Annotated in this window: 16 protein-coding genes and 3 pseudogenes; 18 read left to right on the plus strand and 1 reads right to left on the minus strand. The window is 51.4% G+C overall.

What is annotated here, in order from left to right:
• Positions 1 to 316 precede the first annotated feature (316 nt).
• The 7 genes and pseudogenes from ABE957_RS15215 (at position 317) to ABE957_RS15245 (ending at position 9,759) form a co-directional block, all read left to right on the plus strand.
• Positions 317 to 1,339 carry an NAD-dependent epimerase gene (locus ABE957_RS15215; protein WP_349759517.1) on the plus strand — a complete coding sequence of 341 codons (1,023 nt, stop codon included), beginning with the start codon at positions 317 to 319 and terminating at the stop codon, positions 1,337 to 1,339.
• Between the two features lie 242 nt (positions 1,340 to 1,581).
• Complete coding sequence (locus ABE957_RS15220; protein WP_349759519.1) at positions 1,582 to 3,375, plus strand: ABC transporter ATP-binding protein; 1,794 nt, start codon at positions 1,582 to 1,584, stop codon at positions 3,373 to 3,375.
• Positions 3,376 to 3,587: 212 nt separating this feature from the next.
• Positions 3,588 to 4,055: pseudogene (locus ABE957_RS15225) on the plus strand (N-acetylneuraminate synthase family protein).
• A gap of 1,208 nt (positions 4,056 to 5,263) precedes the next feature.
• Positions 5,264 to 5,575: a hypothetical protein gene (locus tag ABE957_RS15230; RefSeq protein ID WP_349759520.1), complete on the plus strand. Its 312-nt coding sequence runs from the start codon at positions 5,264 to 5,266 to the stop codon at positions 5,573 to 5,575.
• Between the two features lie 391 nt (positions 5,576 to 5,966).
• Positions 5,967 to 7,319, plus strand: coding sequence for a hypothetical protein (locus ABE957_RS15235; RefSeq protein ID WP_349759521.1), 1,353 nt, complete (start codon positions 5,967 to 5,969; stop codon positions 7,317 to 7,319).
• Between the two features lie 95 nt (positions 7,320 to 7,414).
• Complete coding sequence (locus ABE957_RS15240; protein WP_349759522.1) at positions 7,415 to 8,623, plus strand: glycosyltransferase; 1,209 nt, start codon at positions 7,415 to 7,417, stop codon at positions 8,621 to 8,623.
• A 2-nt stretch (positions 8,624 to 8,625) separates the two neighbouring features.
• The gene (locus tag ABE957_RS15245) at positions 8,626 to 9,759 is read left to right on the plus strand and encodes a hypothetical protein (protein WP_349759523.1); all 1,134 of its coding nucleotides are present in this window, start codon (positions 8,626 to 8,628) and stop codon (positions 9,757 to 9,759) included.
• A 292-nt stretch (positions 9,760 to 10,051) separates the two neighbouring features.
• On the opposite strand, the pseudogene ABE957_RS15250 reads toward ABE957_RS15245, so the two are convergent.
• A pseudogene (locus ABE957_RS15250) lies at positions 10,052 to 11,071 on the minus strand (IS30 family transposase).
• Positions 11,072 to 11,284: 213 nt separating this feature from the next.
• Here ABE957_RS15250 and ABE957_RS15255 point away from each other — a divergent pair.
• From ABE957_RS15255 to ABE957_RS15310, 11 genes and pseudogenes are all read left to right on the plus strand, one after another.
• Positions 11,285 to 12,178 (plus strand): glycosyltransferase family 2 protein, encoded by an 894-nt coding sequence (locus ABE957_RS15255; RefSeq protein WP_349759524.1) that lies wholly within the window; start codon positions 11,285 to 11,287, stop codon positions 12,176 to 12,178.
• A gap of 11 nt (positions 12,179 to 12,189) precedes the next feature.
• The gene (locus ABE957_RS15260; RefSeq protein ID WP_349759525.1) at positions 12,190 to 13,263 is read left to right on the plus strand and encodes a glycosyltransferase family 4 protein; all 1,074 of its coding nucleotides are present in this window, start codon (positions 12,190 to 12,192) and stop codon (positions 13,261 to 13,263) included.
• Between the two features lie 77 nt (positions 13,264 to 13,340).
• Positions 13,341 to 14,219 carry an ATP-grasp fold amidoligase family protein gene (locus tag ABE957_RS15265; protein ID WP_349759571.1) on the plus strand — a complete coding sequence of 293 codons (879 nt, stop codon included), beginning with the start codon at positions 13,341 to 13,343 and terminating at the stop codon, positions 14,217 to 14,219.
• Between the two features lie 104 nt (positions 14,220 to 14,323).
• A pseudogene (locus tag ABE957_RS15270) lies at positions 14,324 to 15,677 on the plus strand (IS1380 family transposase).
• A gap of 289 nt (positions 15,678 to 15,966) precedes the next feature.
• Entirely contained in the window at positions 15,967 to 17,157 is a 1,191-nt protein-coding gene (locus ABE957_RS15275) for a glycosyltransferase family 4 protein (RefSeq protein ID WP_349759526.1), read from the plus strand.
• Entirely contained in the window at positions 17,157 to 18,290 is a 1,134-nt protein-coding gene (locus ABE957_RS15280; RefSeq protein WP_349759527.1) for a hypothetical protein, read from the plus strand. The genes ABE957_RS15275 and ABE957_RS15280 overlap by 1 nt, the downstream gene beginning before the upstream one ends.
• Positions 18,291 to 18,294: 4 nt before the next feature.
• Positions 18,295 to 19,305 carry a sugar-transfer associated ATP-grasp domain-containing protein gene (locus ABE957_RS15285; protein ID WP_349759528.1) on the plus strand — a complete coding sequence of 337 codons (1,011 nt, stop codon included), beginning with the start codon at positions 18,295 to 18,297 and terminating at the stop codon, positions 19,303 to 19,305.
• Positions 19,302 to 19,895, plus strand: coding sequence for a hypothetical protein (locus tag ABE957_RS15290; RefSeq protein ID WP_349759529.1), 594 nt, complete (start codon positions 19,302 to 19,304; stop codon positions 19,893 to 19,895). The genes ABE957_RS15285 and ABE957_RS15290 overlap by 4 nt, the downstream gene beginning before the upstream one ends.
• A 478-nt stretch (positions 19,896 to 20,373) precedes the next feature.
• Positions 20,374 to 21,147 (plus strand): YdcF family protein, encoded by a 774-nt coding sequence (locus ABE957_RS15300; RefSeq protein WP_349759530.1) that lies wholly within the window; start codon positions 20,374 to 20,376, stop codon positions 21,145 to 21,147.
• 36 nt (positions 21,148 to 21,183) lie between these two features.
• Positions 21,184 to 21,846, plus strand: a complete 663-nt coding sequence (locus ABE957_RS15305; RefSeq protein WP_349759531.1) for a sugar transferase — start codon at positions 21,184 to 21,186, stop codon at positions 21,844 to 21,846.
• 93 nt (positions 21,847 to 21,939) lie between these two features.
• Complete coding sequence (locus ABE957_RS15310; protein WP_349759532.1) at positions 21,940 to 23,169, plus strand: DegT/DnrJ/EryC1/StrS family aminotransferase; 1,230 nt, start codon at positions 21,940 to 21,942, stop codon at positions 23,167 to 23,169.
• Positions 23,170 to 23,176: the final 7 nt, after the last annotated feature.

A 23,176-nucleotide genomic window follows, 5' to 3' on the forward strand; every position in this document is an offset into this window, starting at 1 on the left:
GCTGGAGAGCGGTGGGGCGACGGTCAAGGGGGCAATCCTCAATGCGATGGAACGCAAGGCGGCAACCGCCTACGGCTATGGCTACTATGCGTATTCTTATAAATAACCATAATGGCGTCACTCGGCCAGCGCTATTTCGCTACCATCACGTAGTGTGCCTGGGCATCTCCGGCTGGGGTTTGGTAGAGCAGGGTTATGCAGCCGAGGTCGAGGACTTGACCCGTAATCTCATCTTCCTGCGCGATGAATAGAGCACACTCTTCAAGACGCGCAATAGGGTAAAAAAATACATATAGCCAATTATCAGAAGGCCCCAATGAAGATTCTTGTCACAGGCAATGCCGGCTTCATCGGCTTCCACACCGTCAAGCGCCTGCTCGAGCGCGGCGACAGTGTTATCGGCGTCGATGTGGTCAACGACTATTACGACCCAGCCATAAAGGAAGCCCGGCTGTGCGTGCTCGACGAGACCGCTCAGCGTGTCAGCGCCGACTACACCTTCATCCGTGCCAACTTGGCCGACCAGCAGGCCGTCAACGACATCTTCCGGGAGCATGGCCCTGATCGAGTCATCCACTTGGCCGCCCAGGCCGGGGTGCGCTATTCGCTGGATAACCCTCACGCCTACGTGGAAAGCAACATCGTGGCCTTTACCAACATCTTGGAGGCCTGCCGTTTCGCCAAGGTTGAGCACCTGACCTACGCCAGCACCAGCAGTGTGTATGGTGCCAACACCCACATGCCGTTCTCCGAGCACGCAAGCGTTGATCACCCCTTGCAGTTCTACGCCGCCACAAAGAAAGCCAACGAACTGATGGCGCATAGCTACAGCCATCTCTACCGGTTACCCACCACCGGCCTGCGCTTCTTCACCGTCTATGGCCCCTGGGGCCGGCCCGATATGGCGCTGTTCCTGTTCACCCGCGACATGCTTGCTGGTGAGCCCATCCAGGTCTTCAACCATGGCCACCATACTCGCGACTTCACCTATGTTGACGACATTGTCGAAGGGGTTATTCGCGCCAGTGATCAGATCGCCGCGCCTAATCCACAGTGGAATAGCGACGTCCCCGACCCGGCCACCAGTGATGCCCCATACCGCCTCTACAACATTGGCAACAACAACCCGGTAAAACTCTCCACCTACATTGAGGCCATTGAAGAAGCGCTGGGCAAGCATGCCATCAAGGAACTATTGCCTCTTCAGCCCGGCGATGTGCCGGATACCTTCGCTGACTCCAGCGAACTCGAACGCGCTGTGGGCTACAAGCCCGCAACGCCAGTGAAGGAAGGTGTGGGCAACTTCGTCACTTGGTATCGCGAGTACTACGACGCTTAAGCTGAAAAGGCGGAAATCTCACTATCCCAAGTGACTTACCTGCTGTGCGGCTGTCGGCGCAATCGATTACTACAGGTCACCCATTGGGTCAGAGTAGTACAAGTCTGTTGTGCGGTTGGCGCTGTAAGTGCCAATATATGTTATTTTTTCCGACTAGTACCACTAAGCAACACAAAGTTGAACGCTGAAAATATCCACTTCGACCTTATCCCTGATTTACCCCCGAACCTCGGTACATTGCCATGTTAAGTCAGCTCAAAGAACTCTACTCCCTGCTCACCGTCGAACAGCGCCATCGGCTGGTACGTCTGCAGGGGTTGGTGGTGCTGATGGGTTTCGCCGAGGTGGCCAGCGTGCTGGCCATGGGCCCTTTCATGAGTCTGGTGGGCGATATCAGCCGCCTAGAGAGAGATGGTACCTTGACGCAGATTTATCGCGCTAGCGGCTTTGCGAGCCCGGCTGATTTCCTGTTCTGGATGGGAGTCGCGGTGTTTGCCGCCCTGGCGCTGGGGGCGGCGATCTCCATGTTTACTCTCTGGCGTCTGGTACTCTACGCGGAGCAGCTTGGCGCCGAGCTCAGCACCCGGCTCTACCAGCACTATATGCGCCAATCCTGGCTGTTCCACGCCAGCGGCAGCAGTACGCAGCTTATCAATCGCATCAGCATGGAGTGCAACCGGGTGACCCAGATGTTGAATCATCTGCTGAAGATTAACGCCCAGGCGGTAATGGCAGTATTTATGATAGTGGTCATTATTGCCTTCAACCCCCTAGTGGCGCTGGTAGGGGCGGCGCTCTTCATTACCGCCTATGTAACACTTTATCTAACGGTGCGCATGCGGCTTTCCCGCAACAGCAAGACCATCAGCCAGATGCAACAGCAGCGCTTCAAGCTGATGAACGAGGGCTTCGGCGGCATCAAGGATGTGCTGCTGCTGGGCCGCCAGGCAGATATGAACCGCCGCTTTGCCGCTACAAGTCGGCGCTTCGGTAAAGCTCGTGGGGTGAATGCCGCCTTGGGCCAGGTACCACGCTACGCCATGCAACTGCTGGCCTTTGGTTCCATCATCCTGCTGGTGCTCTACCTGCTGGCGACTTACCAGGGCAACTTGGGCACCATCCTGCCGGTGCTTTCCATCTATGCTTTAGCGGGCTTCAAGTTGCTGCCGGCCTTTCAGGGCATCTATGGAGGCATTAGCCAGATCAAGGCGAACATGTCGGCACTGGACAACATCAAGCCGGACCTCCTGGCCAGCCACGAGAGTGCGAAGTCTCCGGACAGCCTCACCGTCGAGAAACTGGTGCCCCGTCGGGCGATCAGCCTGAAAGATGTGGTATTCCATTACCCCAACCAGTTAGTGCCGGCGCTTGACGGCGTGAGCCTTACCATTCCCCGAAACCAGGTGATCGGCCTGGTAGGCGCCTCTGGCTCCGGCAAGAGTACTGCCATCGATATTCTGCTGGGGCTGATGGAGCCTACTCGCGGCGTGCTGTGCATCGACGGCGAACCGCTGCGCGCTGATCAACGGCGTTCCTGGCAGAACAGCCTGGGCTTCGTGCCCCAGGCCATCTTCCTGGCCGATGCCAGTATTCGTGAAAATATCGCCTTCGGCTTGTCTAGCGAAGCGATCCAAGAAGAGCGCGTATGGCGGGCGGCGCGCATGGCCCATCTCGAACAGTTACTGGTACAGTTACCTGATGGTCTCGGCACGCGTGTCGGCGAACGTGGCATTCAACTGTCCGGGGGGCAACGTCAGCGCATCGGCATTGCCCGGGCGCTCTACGACGATGCCGAGGTACTGGTGCTGGATGAAGCCACCAGCGCCCTGGACGGTATCACCGAAAAACTGGTGATGAACGCCATCCATGATTTCTCGGGCAACAAGACTATCATCATGATCGCCCACCGCCTGGCCACGGTAAGACAGTGCGACCGAATATACCTGCTGGACGCAGGCAGGGTGGTGGATCAAGGTACCTATGACGAACTTGCAGCGCGTAACATCATCTTCCAGCGCATGACGGAACATGCCTGAACACGCTTAAAAGGAAAGTTTTTTATTTTATAAGCATGCATTCACACTCGCAATTGGTGGTCTCGGTTCTTTTGGCAACATCTTCATAACGATGCTGCTGTAGCATCACAATTCCGAATTGGGTGAGCATCTTCTCCCTTGACGAAATGAAACACTGGGAAATGCCCAAGAAGTGCGATAGAATTTCTCATGTGTGCTTATTGATTGGTGACATGCGCGATAGGAATCACATCTATCGTGCGTTCGACGGAGTCGATTACGTAGTTAACCCGTTGGCCAGCAAGGTCATGCGAACTGCAATCAATCTTGTGGAAGGCCTCGGCGCGCCGGCCTACAAGATTTCCTCCTTACGAGCCGTCGATCTGACGCTATTCCAATATTTGGCCAAAACGGGCAAGTCTATGATCATCTCCACCGCCATGGCCGATGCCTAAGAGATCTCGGAAGCCAGCGACGCCATCCGCCGTGCCGGCTGCAATCTGCTGGCCATCCTGTACTGTGTCAGCGGTTATCCCTCACCAGAGGTGGACTTCAACCTGCGTACCGATCCCTACATTATCGAACGCTTCGGCCTGGTTACTGGCTTCTCCGATCACATCATCGCCATCACAAGCATGTCATTGGCCTCCAGCCTTATCGAAAAGCACTTCAACCACGACCGCAACAGTTGGGGCTCCTAAGGCAGCTTCTCGACGGAAACGGCTGAGCTTGTGCCCTGCAACGTGATGCGAAGACTCCTTGGCAGACGTCGGGCGAAGTAAACTACGGAAGAAGAACTGAATTCATAGAAAAGCTTTGAGATTTTGTCTACCAGTGTTCGCCGCATTATCGCGGCACAGAGATCAACTTCTGTCAGTTAAGGTTAATCCAAAGGGTGTCGTTGACGATCCATAAGTTGAAGTCAAGAAACTTCTAAGGAAGGGAATTTATTGGTTTTGTAATTATTAATTTTTCTTGTAGATGAACAAGGCTATGCCATAAAACATTCTGTTAAATATTAAAAAGTAAATTAATTAAGCCTATGAATCTTTTAGCCTGTTTAAGACGTGGTGGCGAGAGGGTGCGTCGCGCCAACGAGCGAGAGCGTGCGCGACGACCTCTCAGGTGGATTATATTTGCACCGATCCGCCGATTTAGTCCCCTTGCAGATTTACCTCTGAGGCGTTTACCGGGCCCTGCATTCTATATCAATGATGATATTCGCCCCAACTCAAAATCTGCCGCAGTGGTCAATGAACTTCGTTCAGCTGGGCTTCCACCAAAAGCTATTATTCATGGCTCGCGACGAGATCATAGCCGCTGGATGCATGCTCTTCGCTTTACAGTTCGGCTTCCATGGGCACTGTACTTTACTTGGTCAATTCGAGGTCGGTGCCAACGACTTGATCAGGTAGATCGACAGGTGCTTCTCCACTATGCTCATGCCAGGCGTTGGCTCCGCCGTCGGCCGGGTTTGATCCCCATTATCATTAGTGACGTAGCGCCTAGGCTTCATGCCCTATGGTGTGCAGCTTCGGTGGAAGGTAACCGTGCTCTATGGTGGCAAGATGATTTTCATCATCACAGACGATTGCCCTATCCTATTCTTGCCGCTGCTGTACTTAACGAGCTAGGACTCGGCGTTGTCAAAGGCCGTGACACAGCTACTATGATTGCCCGCCGGCCAACCATATTGCCAGTTCCCATACGGCCGATTCCCGAAAAACCAAGGGTTGGTATGGCGACAAACGTCACATTTTCACCAACTCCACGAGAACACGCACAACTACGTAGACTAGCTGATGCTTTGCAAGTGTCGAGGTTGCAGCTTAGACTTCACCCCAATAGCCGGCTGACCGATTCGTACTTCGACAAAGAGGTTGTAGAGCTAGCTCCACGGAATGAAACCATGGCAGACTTTGCATCGCGAATCGATATTGCGATTGTTGGAAATTCTGGTGCACAACTTTGGTTGCTAATCCATGGAGTACCGGTGATTCATGTGCCAGGGTTCGATCAGCATGGTTATGACCGTTATGGTTATGTTCATCAAGCTTTTGCCTTCGGAGTATACATGCTTGAAGATCTAAGCTTGGATGATGTGCGATATTTTTACTCTGACATAGAGAGGCATTGGTTAATAATGGCGCAATATACAACAATAATAGGAGGAAAAAAAATCGATGGGCTTGAAGTGCTAAGCCAGCTAGTTAAATGTTAAAAGAAGGAGAAGTATTCAGAGTAGTTGTTATTGTATGCAAATATTTTTTAAATTGTGGAGCGTTTTTTATAGCGCTAACTAAATATTAAGTAAATCTGAAATTTAGTATTTATTCCAGTAGGTCTTTATTCATAGGTAGTTGATTTTTTATGGTTTCGAAAACTTGAACTTAATCCTCTTGGCAGAACCACTTAAATTAGGCGGTCGTCTCAATGGCCAAGTGAGATCCGCACTCGCTCCGGCACGCTATTGCACTTGGCCAGTGAGATCATCACATATAAATTAAATAATTCAAAAATCAGGCGTGTTTTTATATATTCCTGGATGATAACGCTTCATTTAAAAGCGCAAGAATACAAAGTGTTTAAAAATATCTTATTGAGAAACTGGTATGAATGTCCGTCATCTTGGTTCAGCACATGTTGCGCGCAGTATGGGAAAGAGAGATATTGGTTTCTCTCTGTTGATTTCTCCATTTTTTCCTCCCGTCTTATTATACGCGGCATGGAAGTGTAAAAACTTTGGGCATCGACATTGGTTGCTGACGATATTCGTTGTTTGGTATGCAGTATCTTTACCGATCGCATATGATCCGACAGGAGAGGGGCCTGATGGAGTTCGCCACCTTCTGTCAGTATATACATTTTATTCAGATATGACTTTTCATCAGTTCATGTCTGATTCTTTTGAAATAGTTCAGTTCAAGGGAGCACCGGGAAGTAATGACTTGTTTAAGCATATTGTTGCGTATTTTGCAGGTAGTGTTATAGGTGTCCCCGAGCTTTTTTTTCCCATGGTTGGTATTTTCTATGGTTATTTTTTTACAGGATCAATGCTTATAATATTTAGAAACATATACCATAGAAAATTGCCTTGGGTAATCATATTTTTATGCTTATGTTTTTTCCTTACTCGGAATATTGAGAGCCTTCAAGCAGTACGTAACCCGACCGCTGGTTGGGTCTTAATCTATGGTATCCTGAGATTTCAAGAAACAAAAAAGCTGCGGTATATTGCCTTGATGGCAACTACACCATTAATTCATTTTAGTTTTTTATTGCTAGCTTTGCCGGCATTTGTGTTTCTAGCTATTGGTAATAAGCCAATGGTATATGCAATCATGTTTACACTGTCTTCTCAAATAAGTTTAGTGGCTCCAGATGTTGCCGTCGATTTCATATCTCAAGTTGATATCGGGCAACAAAAGGTTATTGACCGTTCAGACAGAGACCAGGCTGATCTAGATGACCGAGCTAAGGTAATTGAACAGCAAATGCAGGGTGGCACTCGGTTATGGCGAGCATATATGGTAGCAGGCTACCAAAAAATAGCACTCGATGTACTGATTTATGGTTTGATTTTTTCTGGCGCTTATTTCAGTATGAATATATTTGCAAAGAACATTCTATCCAACGGTTTAATGATGCTGATAGCATCAAATTTGTTGTGGTTCTTGGGCATTGCTGCGGGCAGATTTTGGGGTCTCGGTTTTCTACTGGTAATGGCAGGTTTTATCCTTTGGCGGCTAGGAACTGAATTTTCAATTGAGAAAATAATCTGGGATAAAGCCTATATACTAGCAAGCTATATATCTGCATTATTGTTTTTTCCATATGTAATATATTATATTTCCAAGCTAATGGACTTTATGACAATCTTTGTTTTTGCCTTTCCTTGGCTGACATCTATTTATCCCGATATTTTTTCTATTAAAGAGATGTTGAGGTTTGTGCTCCCTATCTAAAGATTCATGGTTATTGCGTTTGCAGCTCTTTCACTCCACTTTATTTGATTTCCCTTAAAAATTAATAATGCTATAGTTTAAACCGGGTTGATATCATGTCAATTGAAAGCTACAAAGTAATGTTTGTATTAACACCTCCGCTGCACCCCAATAGTGGGGGCGTACAAATGAGTACCTGCAAGCTAGGGCGACACTTCATTTCGATGGGTCACGAGGTTACAGTTTTCTCCTTCGCAGAAAAGGGGCACTCAAACGAAGAGCCTATGAAATTAGTGCATACGTGTTTCCCAGGCGGACAAAAAAATATCAAGAATCTCGAGCTTCTGGAGGATACGCTGCAGAATTTTAAGCCGGATATTGTAATTAACCAGATGCCCTATGAGCATGATATTGGTGAAATACTGAAGGCGAACAAGGCTTATCTCCTGCTGGCCTGCCTACGTAATACTCTCTATTCGGTCCGTGCCAATCTTGATAACTACATTTGTAGTGTAGTTCCTAAGCCCGTGGAAAGATGGCTGCACAATCCTTTAGGGCGCCAGCTTCTTTTGTTACACCACAAACGGCGCCATGCCAAGAATTTGTATCGCATACTAGATACCTATGACCATTTCATTATGTTTGGACCACCTAATGTGGAGGAGCTTAGATATTTCTTGCCAAATTTCAAAAAACAAAAAATTAAGCTAATTCCTAACTCTATTCCCTCTGTACTAGAGAAAGTCCCTCGTAAAGAGAAGCGGCTGTTATGGTTGGGTAGGGTGGCGTGTAAACAAAAACAAGCCGAGTTAATTCTACCGATATGGGAAGCAATTAATGGGCAGCTTCCGGAATGGGAGTTGGATGTGGTAGGAGATGGTCCAGATCTTGACTTGTTGCGCAATGAAGCGTCTTATAAGAAGTTAAATCGTATCAATTTCCACGGTCGTCAGATACCAGATGCCTACTACCATCGAGCCGCCATCTTCTTCATGACTTCTGCCTTCGAAGGCTTTCCCAACACGCTGATAGAAGCGCAAAGTTATGGAGCTATCCCGATCGTGTTTGACTCCTATCCTGTTGCAAGGTGGATCGTCGAGGAGGAGCGAAGCGGTTATCTGATCAAGCCGTTTGATGTCGATGCTATGGCATCGCGCATCTTGGAAGTGGCGCAAATCGGTCAGCGGGCTGGGATTGCTGAGAAAGTGCTGAAGAGCGCAAGGCGTTTCCAGGTTGATCGAGTTGGGCAGCAGTGGCAGGAGCTCTTTGATGCAGAGGTGCCTAAGCACGTGGCTGCATTTCGCTCCGCTGAGGAGGCGTTTTAACCATGGCATCAATGGCCCGACTCAAGACGGACTTAATGAGAACCGCCACCAATCTGCGTGGCTGGCGGACGCGACGCAAGCTGGTCGTGATCGAAAGCGATGACTGGGGAGCTATCCGTATGCCCTCTCGGCATGCATACGAGAATCTGCTTAAGGCCCGCATACGTGTCGATCGGTCTCCTTATGATCGCTTGGACTGCCTAGAGAATCGCCAGGACTTGGAGGCACTGTTCAACGTGCTGGATTCTCATTGCGACTCGCAGGGGAGCCCCGCAATTTTTACCTTTAATACAGTGATGGGTAACCCGGACTTTGCGGCGATCAAGCGGAGTGGTTTTGAGAAATTTTACCATCAGCCCTTTCGCGAGAGCTATAAAGCATATCACGGTGACGATCTCTGGCCGCTATGGCAGCAAGCGATGGTAAAAGGACTGATCAAGCCCCAATTTCATGCGCGTGAACATCTTAACAGCACTCAGTGGATGGAAGATCTCCGCGCTGAGCAGCCCGAGACCCGTATTGCCTTTGAGCACAATTTTTACGGGCTAAAGACTCGCACAGGTGCACTCCACCAGAACAAGTATCTTACGGCTTACTGGCCGGCCTCCGCACATCAGTTCAAAGCCATTTTGGCTATCATGAATGATGGTTTACGTCAGTTCGAGATGGTTTTTGGCTTCCGTTCGGAAACTTTTGTCGCGTGTAACTACACGTGGCCATCTGAGTTGGAAGAGCCCTTAGCTAAAAATGGCATACGAATGATACAAACGCTGCGCGGGCATCCAGAGCCTCAGCTTGAGGGCAGTAATGGTTTGCGTAGTCGCCGCCACTTCACAGGTCAGCGAAACAAGTTAGGCCAAAGCTATAGCGTTCGCAATGTGCAATTTGAGTCTTATGTTAATAAAAACAAAGATTGGTCAGGTCAGGTATTGGAAGAAATAAAACAAGCTTTTGTACTACGTAAGCCAGCTGTGATCTGTACGCACCGAATAAACTACGTTGGGGGCATGGATGTTGCCCATCGTGATCGAAATCTCAAGCTCCTTGATAAGCTCTTGGGGGATATCCTGAAACGCTGGCCAGATGTGGAGTTTATCAGCAGCGATGAACTAGCTATTACTATGGAGTGTGAATAAAATATGATCGCAATTCAAAAAAATAAAATTATACTTTCACGCGCACTGGTTTAGTTACTTTTATAATAAGAGCATTCTATGTCGTCTTACTAATCCAAAGTTTCAAATATTAATCAATAGGTTGATTGCTTTGACGCTTTATTTTGGTATCGTGAGTACTCAGACTCTGGCGATATTCTTATTTTTTGCCCTGCTCTTTACTCATTAGAGCATTTATAAATATAACTTTCTCTGACTTTTATACAACCTGTCACTTTTCCAACAGGGGCGGTCTCAAGTTCCAAGCGAAACGCTATTGAAGGATGCTCGGGCCAGCGACCGATTTCTTGAGCACCTCGGCGTAAACTTCCAGCGGCGTGCGCCAGTCCAGAGTCTTGCGCGGCCGCGTGTTCAGTGAGTCGGCGATCTCGTCGAGTTCTTCCTGGCTGTAGACGGAGAGATCCGTGCCCTTCGGCAGGTACTGCCGCAACAGCCCGTTGGTGTTCTCGTTGCAGCCCCGCTGCCATGGGCTATGCGGGTCAGCGAAGTAGATCGCCGTACCGGTCTTCTGCGTGATTTCTTCATGCTTCACCATCTCCCTGCCCTGGTCGTAGGTCATGGACAGACGCAGGGCTCGCGGCACCTCATTGAGCTTGTCGCTGAAGCCGACGGCTGCCGCCGTGGCCGTGGTGCCATCCACTTTCGCCAGGATCACCAAGCGCGTGGTGCGTTCCACCAGCGTACCGACAGCCGAGCGATTGTTGGCGCCAATGATGAGATCGCCTTCCCAATGGACAGGCATCAGACGGTCTTCGATCTCAGGCGGCCGCATGTGGATGCTGACAAGCTCGGGAATCTGCTGGCGTCGATCCTTGCCACAACTGCGTGGCCGACGCTTGCCGTTACCCTGCCGAAGGCAGGCGATGAGCTCCTTCTTGAGGCTGCCACGGGGCATCACTTAGAGCGCGTTGTAGATGGCCTCATGCGAGACCTGTCGACGTGAATCGTTGGGAGACATGCGCTTCAGTGTGCGGGCTATCTGTTCCGGTGACCAGACCTTGCGCAGCAGGTAGACCACTACCTCGAAGAGCTCTCCACCGGGATGCAGCTTGGTGCGACGACGAGGCCGATGACGCGTCAGACGAGCCCGGTAGCCCGCCAGGCTGGTATCGTAGCCCTTGACGGGGGAAACCGTGTGGCGAGCGAGTTCCCGCGACACGGTACTTGGTGCCCGGCCCAGATGAGTGGAAATGGCTCGGATCGAGTGCGTGGCTCGCATCATCATGATGGCGGCTCGGTCTTCAGCAGAGAGGTGGCGATAGCAGTGAGTCATGGCAACACCGTACCTGATGGGTCACGTGTTGCACTTGGTCATTGAGACCGCCAACCCTTGTGTGTAAATTAAAATCATCACATCGTATCTTTGATTTTACCCTCTATTACGATAACTATTGTTAAAGTTTTATCGGTCCTTTTAATAATTTGGTTGATTTTTTATTATAGTCATAAGTATCTTGAATTTATAAATCTATTTATCGGATTTTTTATGAAGATTAAGTCAAATAATAGCCCTTTAGTTTCCGTTATGATGCCTGTTTATAACGGGGGGGGGACAATCGCTCGTGCACTACATTCACTTATTACCCAAAGCTATACTAACTGGAATGCTGTCATCGTAGATGATGGATCAACTGATAACACACAATCAGTCGTGAAATCTTTCAATGACTCAAGAATCTCGCTGATATCACATTCTGTGAACCGAGGGCGTGCCGCAGCTAGACAAACTGCCTTGCATCATGTAACAGGTGACTATGTGGCATACTTGGATGCTGATGACTTTTATCACCCTGAAAAGTTAGAGCGACAAGTTGAGTTTTTGGAGCGGAATTATAGAGCGGATTATTGTGGTTGTGGACTAGGGAGTTTTAAGAGTGGGGAAGGCTTGATTAGAGTTCGTGCAGTTTTTTCATTCAATGATGTCCGACATCGCTCAGGTAAGCCAATTTTTATATCTCCAATCTCTTCCATGATCAGGTCTAGTGTTGCAGTGGAGCATAAATATAAGAAAGAGCTAACTTATGGGGAAGATATGGAATATTTTCAAAGGGCTCTCGACAACCGCCTGTTAGGCTGTATTCCGGATGTTCTATATTACTATTCAGAGTTTGATGACGTTAATGCTAGCAAGCTGATTTCTTCTTATTTTCCCATATTGAGAAATAACGTAAAGAAAATTAAAAGTAGCCCCTGTGAGGCTTTTGTCTCCTTGCTTTCTTGCTGCTTTCGGTTTGCCATGGTGAGTGCCACATGTGCTATTTTTGGGCATGAAAAAATACTGCTTAGGCGTGGGCGTGCTCCAAGCGATGAAGAAATAGATGAGTTCATTAAGGTGTCGAAAAGTCTAGAAGTAGATAATTCTTTCTTAAGTGTATCTTAGTGTGAGTCGCTATGAAAATATTAGTTGTTGCTCCTTCACTGAGGCTTGGTGGTCTTGAGAACTCAGTTTCTACTATGACAAGTTGGTTGGCTGACGCTGGTCACTCTTTGACTCTTGTGCTTTGTTACAGGGGAGAGAGGTTTTATGAACTCAACGATAAAATTGATGTGGTCGAGCCGGGATTTTCTCTTTCCGCACGAGGGAAGGTGTATTTCTATTTGAGCTGGATTCGCTTTGTCAGGCATGTAATTAAATCGAAACGCCCAGATGTAATACTTTCCTATGGTGATTATCATAACTCATTGGTGAAACTTTCAAGTTCGTTTCTCCAAGTGCCAGTGGTGGTAACGGACAGGGCTAGCCCAGGGTTGAAGTTTCCCTTATACATGCGCTTGATTAGGTCTCTCACCTATCCTAAATGTTCTGGAGTTATAGCTCAAACTCAGCGAGCAGCTCTTGTAAAAAAAGAGCTGTTGAAGAAAGGTGTAAAGGTTAAAATAATACCCAACCCTGTTAGATCTTTCGAGCCCTCACAAAAAGTAGATCGTAAGAAAGTGGTGCTTGCGGTAGCCAGGCACTACCATGTCAAAGGCCTTGACCGCCTTATTAAAGCCTTTTCAAGGCTTGATGCGCCTGAGTGGGAGTTGCATATTGCCGGTAGCCTAGGGCCGGAAACGCAAAAATTGGAAAAAATGGTTCAGGGCTTAGGGCTTTCAGATCGTACCAAATTTCTTGGCTCGGTGAGCAATATGGGACTGTTGTATTCTTCAGCTAGTGTTTTTGTATTGCCGTCGCGTAGCGAAGGCTTCCCTAATGCACTAATTGAAGCTATGTCCTTAGGATGCCCCTCAATAGCCTTTGATATTAACGCGGGTCCTTCAGAGATCATCCAGCACGGAGAGAATGGATTGATTGTTGAAGATGGTGATATTCAAGAGATGAGTAATGCTATACTTCAATTGATCGATAATGAGGGACTTAGATTAAGTATGGGCCATAATGCCTCTAAACTATCTAATGATCTGAACCTGAAGTCTATTGGAGAAAAATACGAAAATTTTCTTAAAAGTTTTGTAGTTAACTAGCAATGCTAGATGTTGTCATAATCAAAACTTTAGTTTGTTTGAATCTGTTGTAATGCATGAGTTGAGGCTTTGTGGATATGCTTAAATTATTTATATTACGATTTTTATTTTGGGTTCCTGATTCACTTATGGTTAGTGCCCAATACTTTGTTAGGCACCACCGGATCTTGCGCCTCAAAAATCCTGTTCTTTATACTGAGAAGCTTCAATGTTATAAGCTTTACTATCGAGACCCAGTTATAAAAAAATGTACTGATAAGTATAATGTCAGAGAGTTTGTTGAAAGCAGGGGTTATGGTCATTTGTTGAATGAAGTTTATGCTGCATATGAACATGCGGAAGAAATAGATGTGAATAAACTTCCAAATATTTTTGTGATGAAGTCTACGACAGGTGGGGGAGGACGGAATATCATTTTTGTAGATAGGATAAAGAAAAAAGTTTCGAGCGTAGAGCTACGCAAGGTTGTTTCCCCCTTGTTTAAAATTAATAAGAAAAGTGCCGGAAGAGAGTGGGCGTATTATGGGCTGAAACCAAAGGTCATTGCAGAAAAGCTACTTTCTCCACCTCAGGGAAACAGTCTTACAGATTATAAGTTTTTTTGCTTCGATGGTGAGCCATATTATGTTTTGCTCTGTGACGAGCGATTTAGTAGGGATGGGGTAAAGAAGGCGTTTTTTGACCTGAATAAAAAATATGTTGATATTGGTATTGAAGAGTATCAGTTTGGGTGTGACGGGGAAGATGTACCTAACCCTAGGTGGCCTGAAAATTTTGAGGAAATGGTGAGTGTGGCTCGAGACCTGTCTCAAGGTTTTCCACACGTAAGGGTGGATCTTTACAACATGGCCGGTAAGATTTATTTTGGTGAGCTTACGTTCTATGACGCTAGTGGCTACAAAAAATATATGAAGTTGGATAGTGTCATGGGTAAGCTGTTCTCCCTTCCAGGTTGAGCGTATCTTAGTCCTGAATCCGTGAGCCCGGTCCTCGGAAGCGCTTCTAACCCACTGACCTGCATGGCAATATAGTCGTTATCCTCATTCACCCAGACAGAGTCATGCCCAACGTCAAGTTCCGCACCAGTCGCCGCACCCTCACCAGTCACGCCGAGTTGTCCATCATCGGGCAATGCTTCGAGATCGCTGGCGTCGACAGCATCGACAGCCGCTTCCCCACCACGCTGGGCATGCGCATCAGCGACGTGATCAAGAGCTACCTGGGTCTGCTGTGTCTGGGCATGAGCGACTATGACGCCATCGAGAACTTCCGCCAAGACAAGCCCTTCCAACAGCTGCTGACCCTGCACAAGGTGCCGAGCACGGCGACGCTGAGACAGTGGTTGGAGAAACTTGCCGCCAACGATCTGCAGGCGCGCACCGCCATCTGGTCCAAGACCCTGCTGTCACTGGTCGAGGTACCGATCACCGCCGAGACGACACACGTCTGCCTGGACATCGACACCTTCGTCATGGACAACAGCAACTCGAAGAAGGATGGCGTCTCGCGAACCTACCAGAAGGTCGATGGCTACACGCCGATTGCCGCCTATCTGGGCAACGAAGGGGGCCTGGAGTTGCGTCCCGGCAAGCAGCACACCATGAAGGAGAGCAACGCCTTCCTGGAGCGGGTACTGCCTCGCGCCCAGGGTCTGACCGAGCAACCGATCCTGCTGCGCGAGGACAGCGGCTTCGACAGCCAGGCGCACCTGGCGCTTCTCGAACGGCAGCGGCAGGCCTTTGCCGACGTGGGCCACCGGCTGGACTACCTCGTGAAAATGGAAACCGCGTGGCTCGGTCACGGCCAATCAGAACACCTGGCTGGCCATGGCGGCGGATTATTGGGAAGAGCTGCGCCCTGGCAAGCGCCAGGCGCTGAGGACCCAGCCCGTCTCGATCCACGACGACAACAAGGTCGAATACGTCGTCAAGCGCGTGATGCAGCTGGTGAAGCGCACCGCCGATCGTGATGGCCAGTTGCTGCTCGAACCGGAGGTTGAGCTGGAAGGCTGGTGGACCAGCCTGGACGAGGAGCCGGAGGCGGTGATCAAGCGCTATCAGGCGCATGCCACCCACGAGCAATTCCATAGCGAGATCAAGACCGATCTCGACCTGGAGCGGCTGCCCTCGGGCAAGTTCGCCACCAATGATCTGATCCTGCATCTCGCCCAACTGGCCTACAACATCCTGCGGTTGATGGGGCAGTTGGGCATGACCGGCGAGCTGAGCCCGGTCCGCCATCCCGCCAAGCGGCGCCGGATACGGACTGTGTTGCAGGAATTGGTGCATCGTGCGGCTCTCGTGATTCACAAGGCGCGGCAGATCATCCTCGATTTCGGGCAGGACATCGGGCGCATGACGGTGTTGAACACCCTGCGAAGCTGCCTGCGCTATCCGCGAGGAACGCCATGCTGATCGCCTGTCGGACAACGCCACCACGCAGAGGGCTGATGGTCACCAGCAGCCAGCATTACCGTGCCCGGCGGGTAGTGATGCATGACAAAACGAGTCATCGTCGCCGGCCGACGCAGCAATGGTCGGCCATAGCAGACATGCGCTGGATGATAGAGACGGGCCCGGAGTTCAAAAAATGCTCGCTGGCGATGACAGGGAAAGTGCCGGCGCCGGCATCACGGATTCAGGTTGGTATATTGCTTTTATAGCGCTTCTAGGTTTTAACTGTGGTAATAAATTTGGATGTTAAATGGAAGATCATGCTAAGCTTAAGCTGGTGATTGGGATTACATCATCAAAAAGTACACCGCTTATTAAGGGGCAGGCACGCTATTTTTCTCAGCTTGGCTATGAGGTTCATGTTTTTGGCCCTAGCGGTGGGTTTATTGAAAAGTATGCCCTTGAAGAGGGCGCTCAGCATGTCGCTATTGATATAGAGCGGGAAATATCCTTGTTTTCTGATCTCAAGGCCCTTTTTCAGGTTATCAAAGCGCTGTCAAAGATTCGTCCAGAAGTAGTGAACTTTGGTACTCCGAAAATGGGCCTTCTAGGATGTTTCGCAGCTTACCTTTTGCGCGTGCCGCGCAGAGTGTACACTTGTCGAGGCTTACGCTATGACCATGAAAAAGGGGCAAAGCGAAACCTGTTGATGTTCATGGAGTGGCTGTCGGCTGCATGTGCTCATAAAGTGGTGTGTATAAGTGATTCTGTCAATCAACAAGCTGTCGAAGATGGTGTGGTGTCAAATAACAAAGCGTTAGTGATCGGTCCGGGTAGTAGCAATGGTGTTGATATTTCTCGTTTCAATCCTTCAGTTGTAGATCATGAAGCGCAATATCGTCTGAAAAGCAATCTTGGCTTTAATGATAGTAAGGTACTTGGTTTTGTTGGGCGTTTAGCCGAGCGCAAAGGTATAGCGGAGCTTGTAAACGCATTCTTAAAGCTAAGGGAGCGTGGTTTTTCGGTAAAACTTGTTATTCTCGGCGTTCTAGATGAAGCACAATTTCCAGACCTTGAACTGCTGGAGGTTATACAGAATGATCCGGATATACACTGGGTTGGCTTCCAGGAAAATGTTCCACTCTACTTGAGCTTATTTGATGTCTTTGTATTGCCTGCATGGTGGGAAGGGTTTGGAAATGTATTGATTCAGGCTGCTGCCATGGGGCTGCCAATTGTGAGCACCAACGTGACAGGCTGTCGCGATGCTGTTAGTCATGATTACAACGGTACGCTCGTTGAGAAAGGCGATGTTGAGGGGGTGGTTGAAGCTATTTCTCGTTATATGGGTGACGCTGAGCTGGCAGCGCTTCATGGAGCAAATGGTAAAAAGTGGGCTGCGAGATTTAGATCAGAACTTATCTGGGATGGGCTGGACAACCTTTATCAATCGATAAAACCGATGAAGTCCAATCGAGATAGTGTTGCCAGGGAACCGTAATGTCTCTCGTTAAAAACTTTTTTCACGAAGTCAAGCACCTTCCCGGCTGGCACACCGGGGTCAAGTATGTGGCCTTCGCCGTAGACGACTACGGTAGCATTCGCACTGCCAAGAAGCGTGCCGTGGAAGCGCTGAAGGATAGGGTAAGCGGCTTCGGCGGCTACATGGACTACTGCGACAGCGTGGAGACCCGAGAGGATCTCCATATGCTCTACGGGGTGCTGGCCAGGCACCGGGATGCGCAAGCCCGGCGGGTGGTGTTTACAGCCTATGCGCTCTCCGCCAATCCTGATACGGCCTTCATGCTGCGCGAGGGCCGCTACGGCTACGAAACCCTTTCTACCACCTTTGCACGGCTGGCCGCCGAGGAGCCTGCCGCCTATGAAGGGACCTGTCAGGCCTGGCAGGAGGGCATGGAGGAATGCTTGATTCGCCCCCAGTTCCATGGCCGTGAGCATTTCAGCGTGCCGCTGCTCGAACGTAAGCTAGCGCGTGGGGACAAGGATCTTCAGGCGAACCTGGAGGTGGCCAGCATGGCCGGGCTTGCCGGCGTGCCCGATATGCCGGGTGTGGCCTTCACACATGCCTTCTCGCTACATGATGAAGTGTTGCTGGCCCAGCACCGCGAGATCATTCGCGAGGGTCTCGCCCTGTTCGAGACGACGTTCGGCTTCGCCTCCACGACCTTTACACCGCCCGCACTCAAGCTGCACCCGGCGCTGGATGACTTTGTGGCAGGCCTTGGCGTGCGCTCTATCGATAAGCCGCTGAGCGGTCGCCAGCCGTCCGGTGGCGGCAAGAGTCGGCGCAGCGTCAACTTTCTGACACCGCCTAAGGGAGGTCAGGCCGGCAAGCTGGTTCGCACCCTGAGCTTCGAGCCCTGCAGCGGTAACAAGTCCGACCCGGTGGGGCAGGCGCTGCGCGAGATGGCAGCGGCTTTCCGCTGGCGCAAGCCGGTGATCATCAGTTCCCACCGGGTCAACTTTGCGGGGCATATCGATCCCGCCAATCGCCAGCAGGGGCTCGAGAAACTGGATGAGCTTCTGGCCGGTATGCTGCGGCGCTGGCCGGATATCCACTTCGTCAGCGTGGATGAGCTGGTGCAGATCATGGAGAAAGGGGAAGGGGAGTGAACTCATGACGCTAACCTTGGCATGTCGTACTGCTTATCTGGGCTATTACCTGCGCCGCATGAATTGGCCGCTGCTGCGCCGCTTTATGCGCCATACACGTGATACCGATCACGTTGGGATGGCACGTCAGTCGGTGGTGATGGTCAGCGATTCGCTGCGCTATAATATATCACCGCTCGAGTGGTACCAGTTTGGTTTTGCCAAACTCAACCCTAACGAGAAAGCAACATGGGCGGGCACGGGCACCATGTATGAGTTCCAGAAGCGTGTGAACCCTCGCGATGCGCGGGAGGTGCTCAGTGATAAACGTCGTTTTCACGCCGCTTATCAAGAATTCTTCCGTCACGGACTCTGGTCTATCGAAGCCCTCCAGGCGGATCCGGTGCTGGTGGAGCGTCTCCTCGCCGACCATCAGCGCCTGGTGTTCAAGGACGCTTCAGGCAACTGCGGGTCCAGCGTAAAGATTCATCGTACCGACGAGTTGAGCGCAGCGCACCTGGTGACCTGGATGAAGCAACAGGGCTTAAATATAGTGGAGAGCTTAGTGGATCAGCACTCTGAGTTGCAGGCCCTGTCGCCTTCCGGAGTCAATACCGTGCGTATCTTCACGCTGATCGACGAGGCAGGGAACTATCATGTGCTTGGCTGCCGGTTGAGAATTTCGGTCAACTCTCACGTGGATAACCTGGCGGCAGGCAATCTGGCAGCGCCCATCGATGAAGCCACTGGCAGGGTCAATGGCCCCGGCATTTACTCCGATATCACGCGCGCGCCGGAGGCGGTACACCCCGTCACCGGTATCCCGATCGAGGGGTTTCAGGTGCCCTACTGGTCAGAGACATTATCGATGATTCGCAAGGCAAGCCTCAAACATCCGCACAACCGTTCGATCGGTTGGGATGTTGTGATCACGCCGCAGGGGCCGGGGCTGATTGAGGGTAATCATGACTGGTGTAAGTTGGTCTGGCAACTGCCGGTCAGACGGGGTCTCAAGGCGATGCTGGAGGTGACATGATTACTCGAGTGCTGTTGTTTATCAAGCACCATTTGCCTTGGGTGTGGCAGCTTGTGGAGTGGCTTAATGCGCGGCTCTTTGAGTTGCTTCATCGCCGCCGCATGCAGCGTCAGACGCAGCGTGCCTTTGCCGAGTTCTCGCTGGAAGGCTTTTCGTTCAGGCCCATTCGAAGTGAGGAACTTCCCCAGTTGATGGCGCTGCTTGAACGGCAAGGTGAGGCACGCCTGCACTATTTTCGTCCTCACGACTTCACACTGCTCAGCCTGCGGCGCGTGTGTGCCAATCCGGCCTTCTTGATGTTTGGCGTGTGGGATGATCACGGAACCCTGGTGGGATACTTCTTCCTGCGCTGCTTCTGGAATCACCGCTGCTTCGTGGGGCGACTGATCGACCAGCCCAGCGAAGGTCAGGGTATCGGGCGGGTGATGAATCAAATCATGTATCACACGGCCTGGTGGTCGGGGTTTCGCTGCATGACCACCATTTCGAAACATAACCATGCTGTGATGCGTTCGCACCAGAATAATCCACATGCACGTATTGTGGGTGAACTGAGTAACGACTATTTGTTGGTGGAGTTTGTTAGTTAATTTTGTTCTATAGTTGTAAACATGGGCGACCCGTACTCAACGGGGCAATGCAACAGTGATTGATACGATCTCAGCAGGTGTCTTGTGGCCCAATGTCTTTCGAGGGGCTCGTTCAACCGCATGGCATCTTATTAAGGTCTTGCTGAGTAACGTTGATAAATCCACTCCCTTTGAGTAGTACTGCCTCAGCAGGCGGTAGATTATGCTCCTTGGTTATCCGCTGCTATGAGCTCTGAGGGTCGCAGAAGTAGACTTGAAGATCGGTAGCAAAAGTGAAGTTCTCATTTACCGACGACTCTGGCCACGATCCATCATAGTAGCCGGGAAGTGCTGGGCCTCCTACCTCTACCGTGGTGCCAAAAGTGCTGCGGTTATTCTATGAATCCAGGCTTAAGAGGATGGATGTGGAAAACCTTAGCGCCTTGATGTTGAGACTTCACTTCTCCCTTTTCATCTTAAACACTCTCTACTCGTTTTTATGTACGAACTTTCTAAGATTGTTTCATTGCTGCTTTACCCTATGGGTATAAGCGTGTGTTTGTTTTTGGCTGCCCTGGCATTCTTGTTGCTCAGTCGTTTCCGTGTAGCTACCTTGTTCTTGGCTTTGGGCCTGACTGTACTTTGGATATTTTCCACACCTGCGGTTGCAGATCGTCTGCTATGGTGGCTTGAACGTGATTGGGCCGATCGGCCGGTGGAGGCCGTGCCCGCGGCGGATGCAATACTGGTGCTGGGCGGCGCGTTCAGCACCGGTAACGGCCAGTGGGTCTATCCTTCCGCCGGGGGGGCGATTGATCGATACTGGCATGCTGCCCGACTCTACCATGCTGGGCGCGCCCCGCGGGTGATACTTAGTGGCGGTCGAGTTCCGCAGCGTATCGCCGGCATGAGCGAAGCCGAGGCGGGGGCGCGGTTTCTGGGCGATATGGGCGTGCCGCAGGAGGCGCTTATCCTGGAAACTCAGGCGATCACCACTCGCGGCCATGTGGAGGAACTGGCGCCGCTGCTGGCCGAGCACGCCATCCAGTCGCTATTGGTGGTCACGTCCGCCTCGCATATGCGTCGCTCTCTGGCCACCCTGTCGGCGTTGGAGGTGCAGATCACGCCGGTGGCCACCGGTTTTTCTATCGTGCAGCCGTCGAGCTTTCGGCTGCGCCGTTTGTTGCCCAGTGCCGGGGCCCTTTCCCGTAGCACCCGTGCCATGCATGAAATGATGGGTCTTGCTTATTATCGGCTGCGGGGCTGGATTTGAGGGGGCCCTTGCCCATTCAGAGGAGTATCTCGCGTCGTGACTTTGGAACTACCCCACCTTGGCAAGCGCGCCTTGGCAGACTGTGGGGCTGCCGCTGCGGGGCTGACTAGCCGGCAAAAGGCGCTCAAGCGCACCTTCGATGTTCTGGGTGCGGCGGTCGGACTGCTGTTGACTTTTTGGCTGATAGCCTTGGCGTGGGTCCTGGCTACGCTGGAAACCCGGCAGAACGGCTTTTTCCTTCAGCAGCGCGTGGGTCGTGACGGCAGGCTGTTCAAGGTTATCAAGATTCGTACCATGCGGCCTTCCGCGGTGCATACCACCACGGTAACTACTGGAAACGATCCTCGTATTACCCCCTTGGGCCGCCTCTTTCGTCGCGCCAAGCTCGATGAGCTGCCCCAACTGATCAATGTCTTGCTGGGACAGATGAGCTTTGTGGGGCCGCGCCCGGATGTTCCCGGTTTCGCCGATCGGCTTGAGGGAGAAGATCGGGCGATGCTGAGCCTGCGGCCAGGCATTACTGGGCCGGCGACTCTGGCCTACCGCAACGAGGAGGAGCTGTTGGCCAGCCAGCCGGACCCGGAGCTATACAGCCGCGAGGTGATCTGGCCCGACAAGGTGCAGTTTAATATGGAATACATTCGCTGCTGGAGCCTGGTCGGCGACCTGGGATATATATGGAAGACCGTGGTGGGTTAATCAGGATTATGTTTGAAAATTTGCATTCTGCACGTATCTTTTATTTCGTAAAGCATCGTGCTTCTATAGTTCTCTTTCAACATTGGTGGATTGATGCTTAACGGACCTTTCTCCCCTTGGCCCTCGTTCACAGAAGAAGAGGCTCAGGCGGTACAAGATGTGCTGCTTTCCAACCAGGTGAACTACTGGACTGGCCAGGAGGGCCGGCAATTGGAGCGTGAGTTCGCACAATTTACCGGTACCTATTACGCCATCGCGGTGGCCAATGGTACCACGGCGCTGGATCTGGCCCTGAAGGGGTTGGGGGTTGGAAAAGGCGAGGGCAGGGGGCGCGATGAAGTGATCGTGACCTCGCGTACCTTTATGGCCTCGATCTCCACCATTGTTATCGCCGGGGCGGTGCCGGTATTTGCTGATGTAGACCGCGATTCTCAGAACATCACCGCCGCCACGGTTGCTGAGAAGATCACACCGAATACCCGGGCGATACTCGCCGTGCACCTGGCGGGCTGGCCGTGCGAGATGGAGGCGCTGATGGCACTGGCCGATCTCCATGGGCTCTACGTGATCGAGGACTGCGCCCAGGCCCACGGCGCCCGCTATCGTGGCCGAAGCGTGGGAAGCATCGGCAATGTGGGCTGCTGGTCGTTCTGCCAGGACAAGATCATGACCACCGGCGGCGAAGGGGGCATGGTTACCACTAACGATGAAATCCTGTGGCGCAAGATGTGGGCCTACAAGGATCACGGCAAGAGCTGGGAGGCCGTTTACGAGCGCGAGCATCCACCGGGCTTCCGCTGGCTGCATGAGAGCTTCGGCACCAACTGGCGGCTGACAGAGATGCAGGCTGCTATAGGACGTATTCAGCTCGCGCGCATGCCGGCGTGGTCGGCCGGCCGCCAGGCCAACGCCCTACGGATCTGGGACGCGGCGAAAGAGTGCCATGGACTGCGGGTGCCTATGTTTTGCTGCAACACCAGTTGCGACAGCCTTTGCGCCAAGCGCAGTGGTTGCGAGCACGCCGCCTACAAATGCTACGTGTTTGTGGAGCCGGGGCAGCTCGCTCAGGATTGGGACCGTGACCGGATCATCGATGAGATCGCTACGCGCGGCGTGCCGTGTTTCTCGGGCTCCTGCTCGGAGGTTTATCGGGAGAAGGCGTTTGACGGAACGGGTTGGCGGCCTGAAGAACCGCTCCCCGTAGCCCGTGAGCTGGGCGAGACCAGCCTGATGTTCCTATGCCACCCGACGCTGACTGACGCGGAAGTAGATAAGACCTGTCGGGTGTTGCGGGAGGTGATGGCTGCTGCCGCTGTCCGCTAGCCTGATG

It is taken from the genome of Halomonas pelophila (assembly GCF_040196315.1).
Classification (GTDB): Bacteria; Pseudomonadota; Gammaproteobacteria; order Pseudomonadales; family Halomonadaceae; genus Halomonas; species Halomonas pelophila.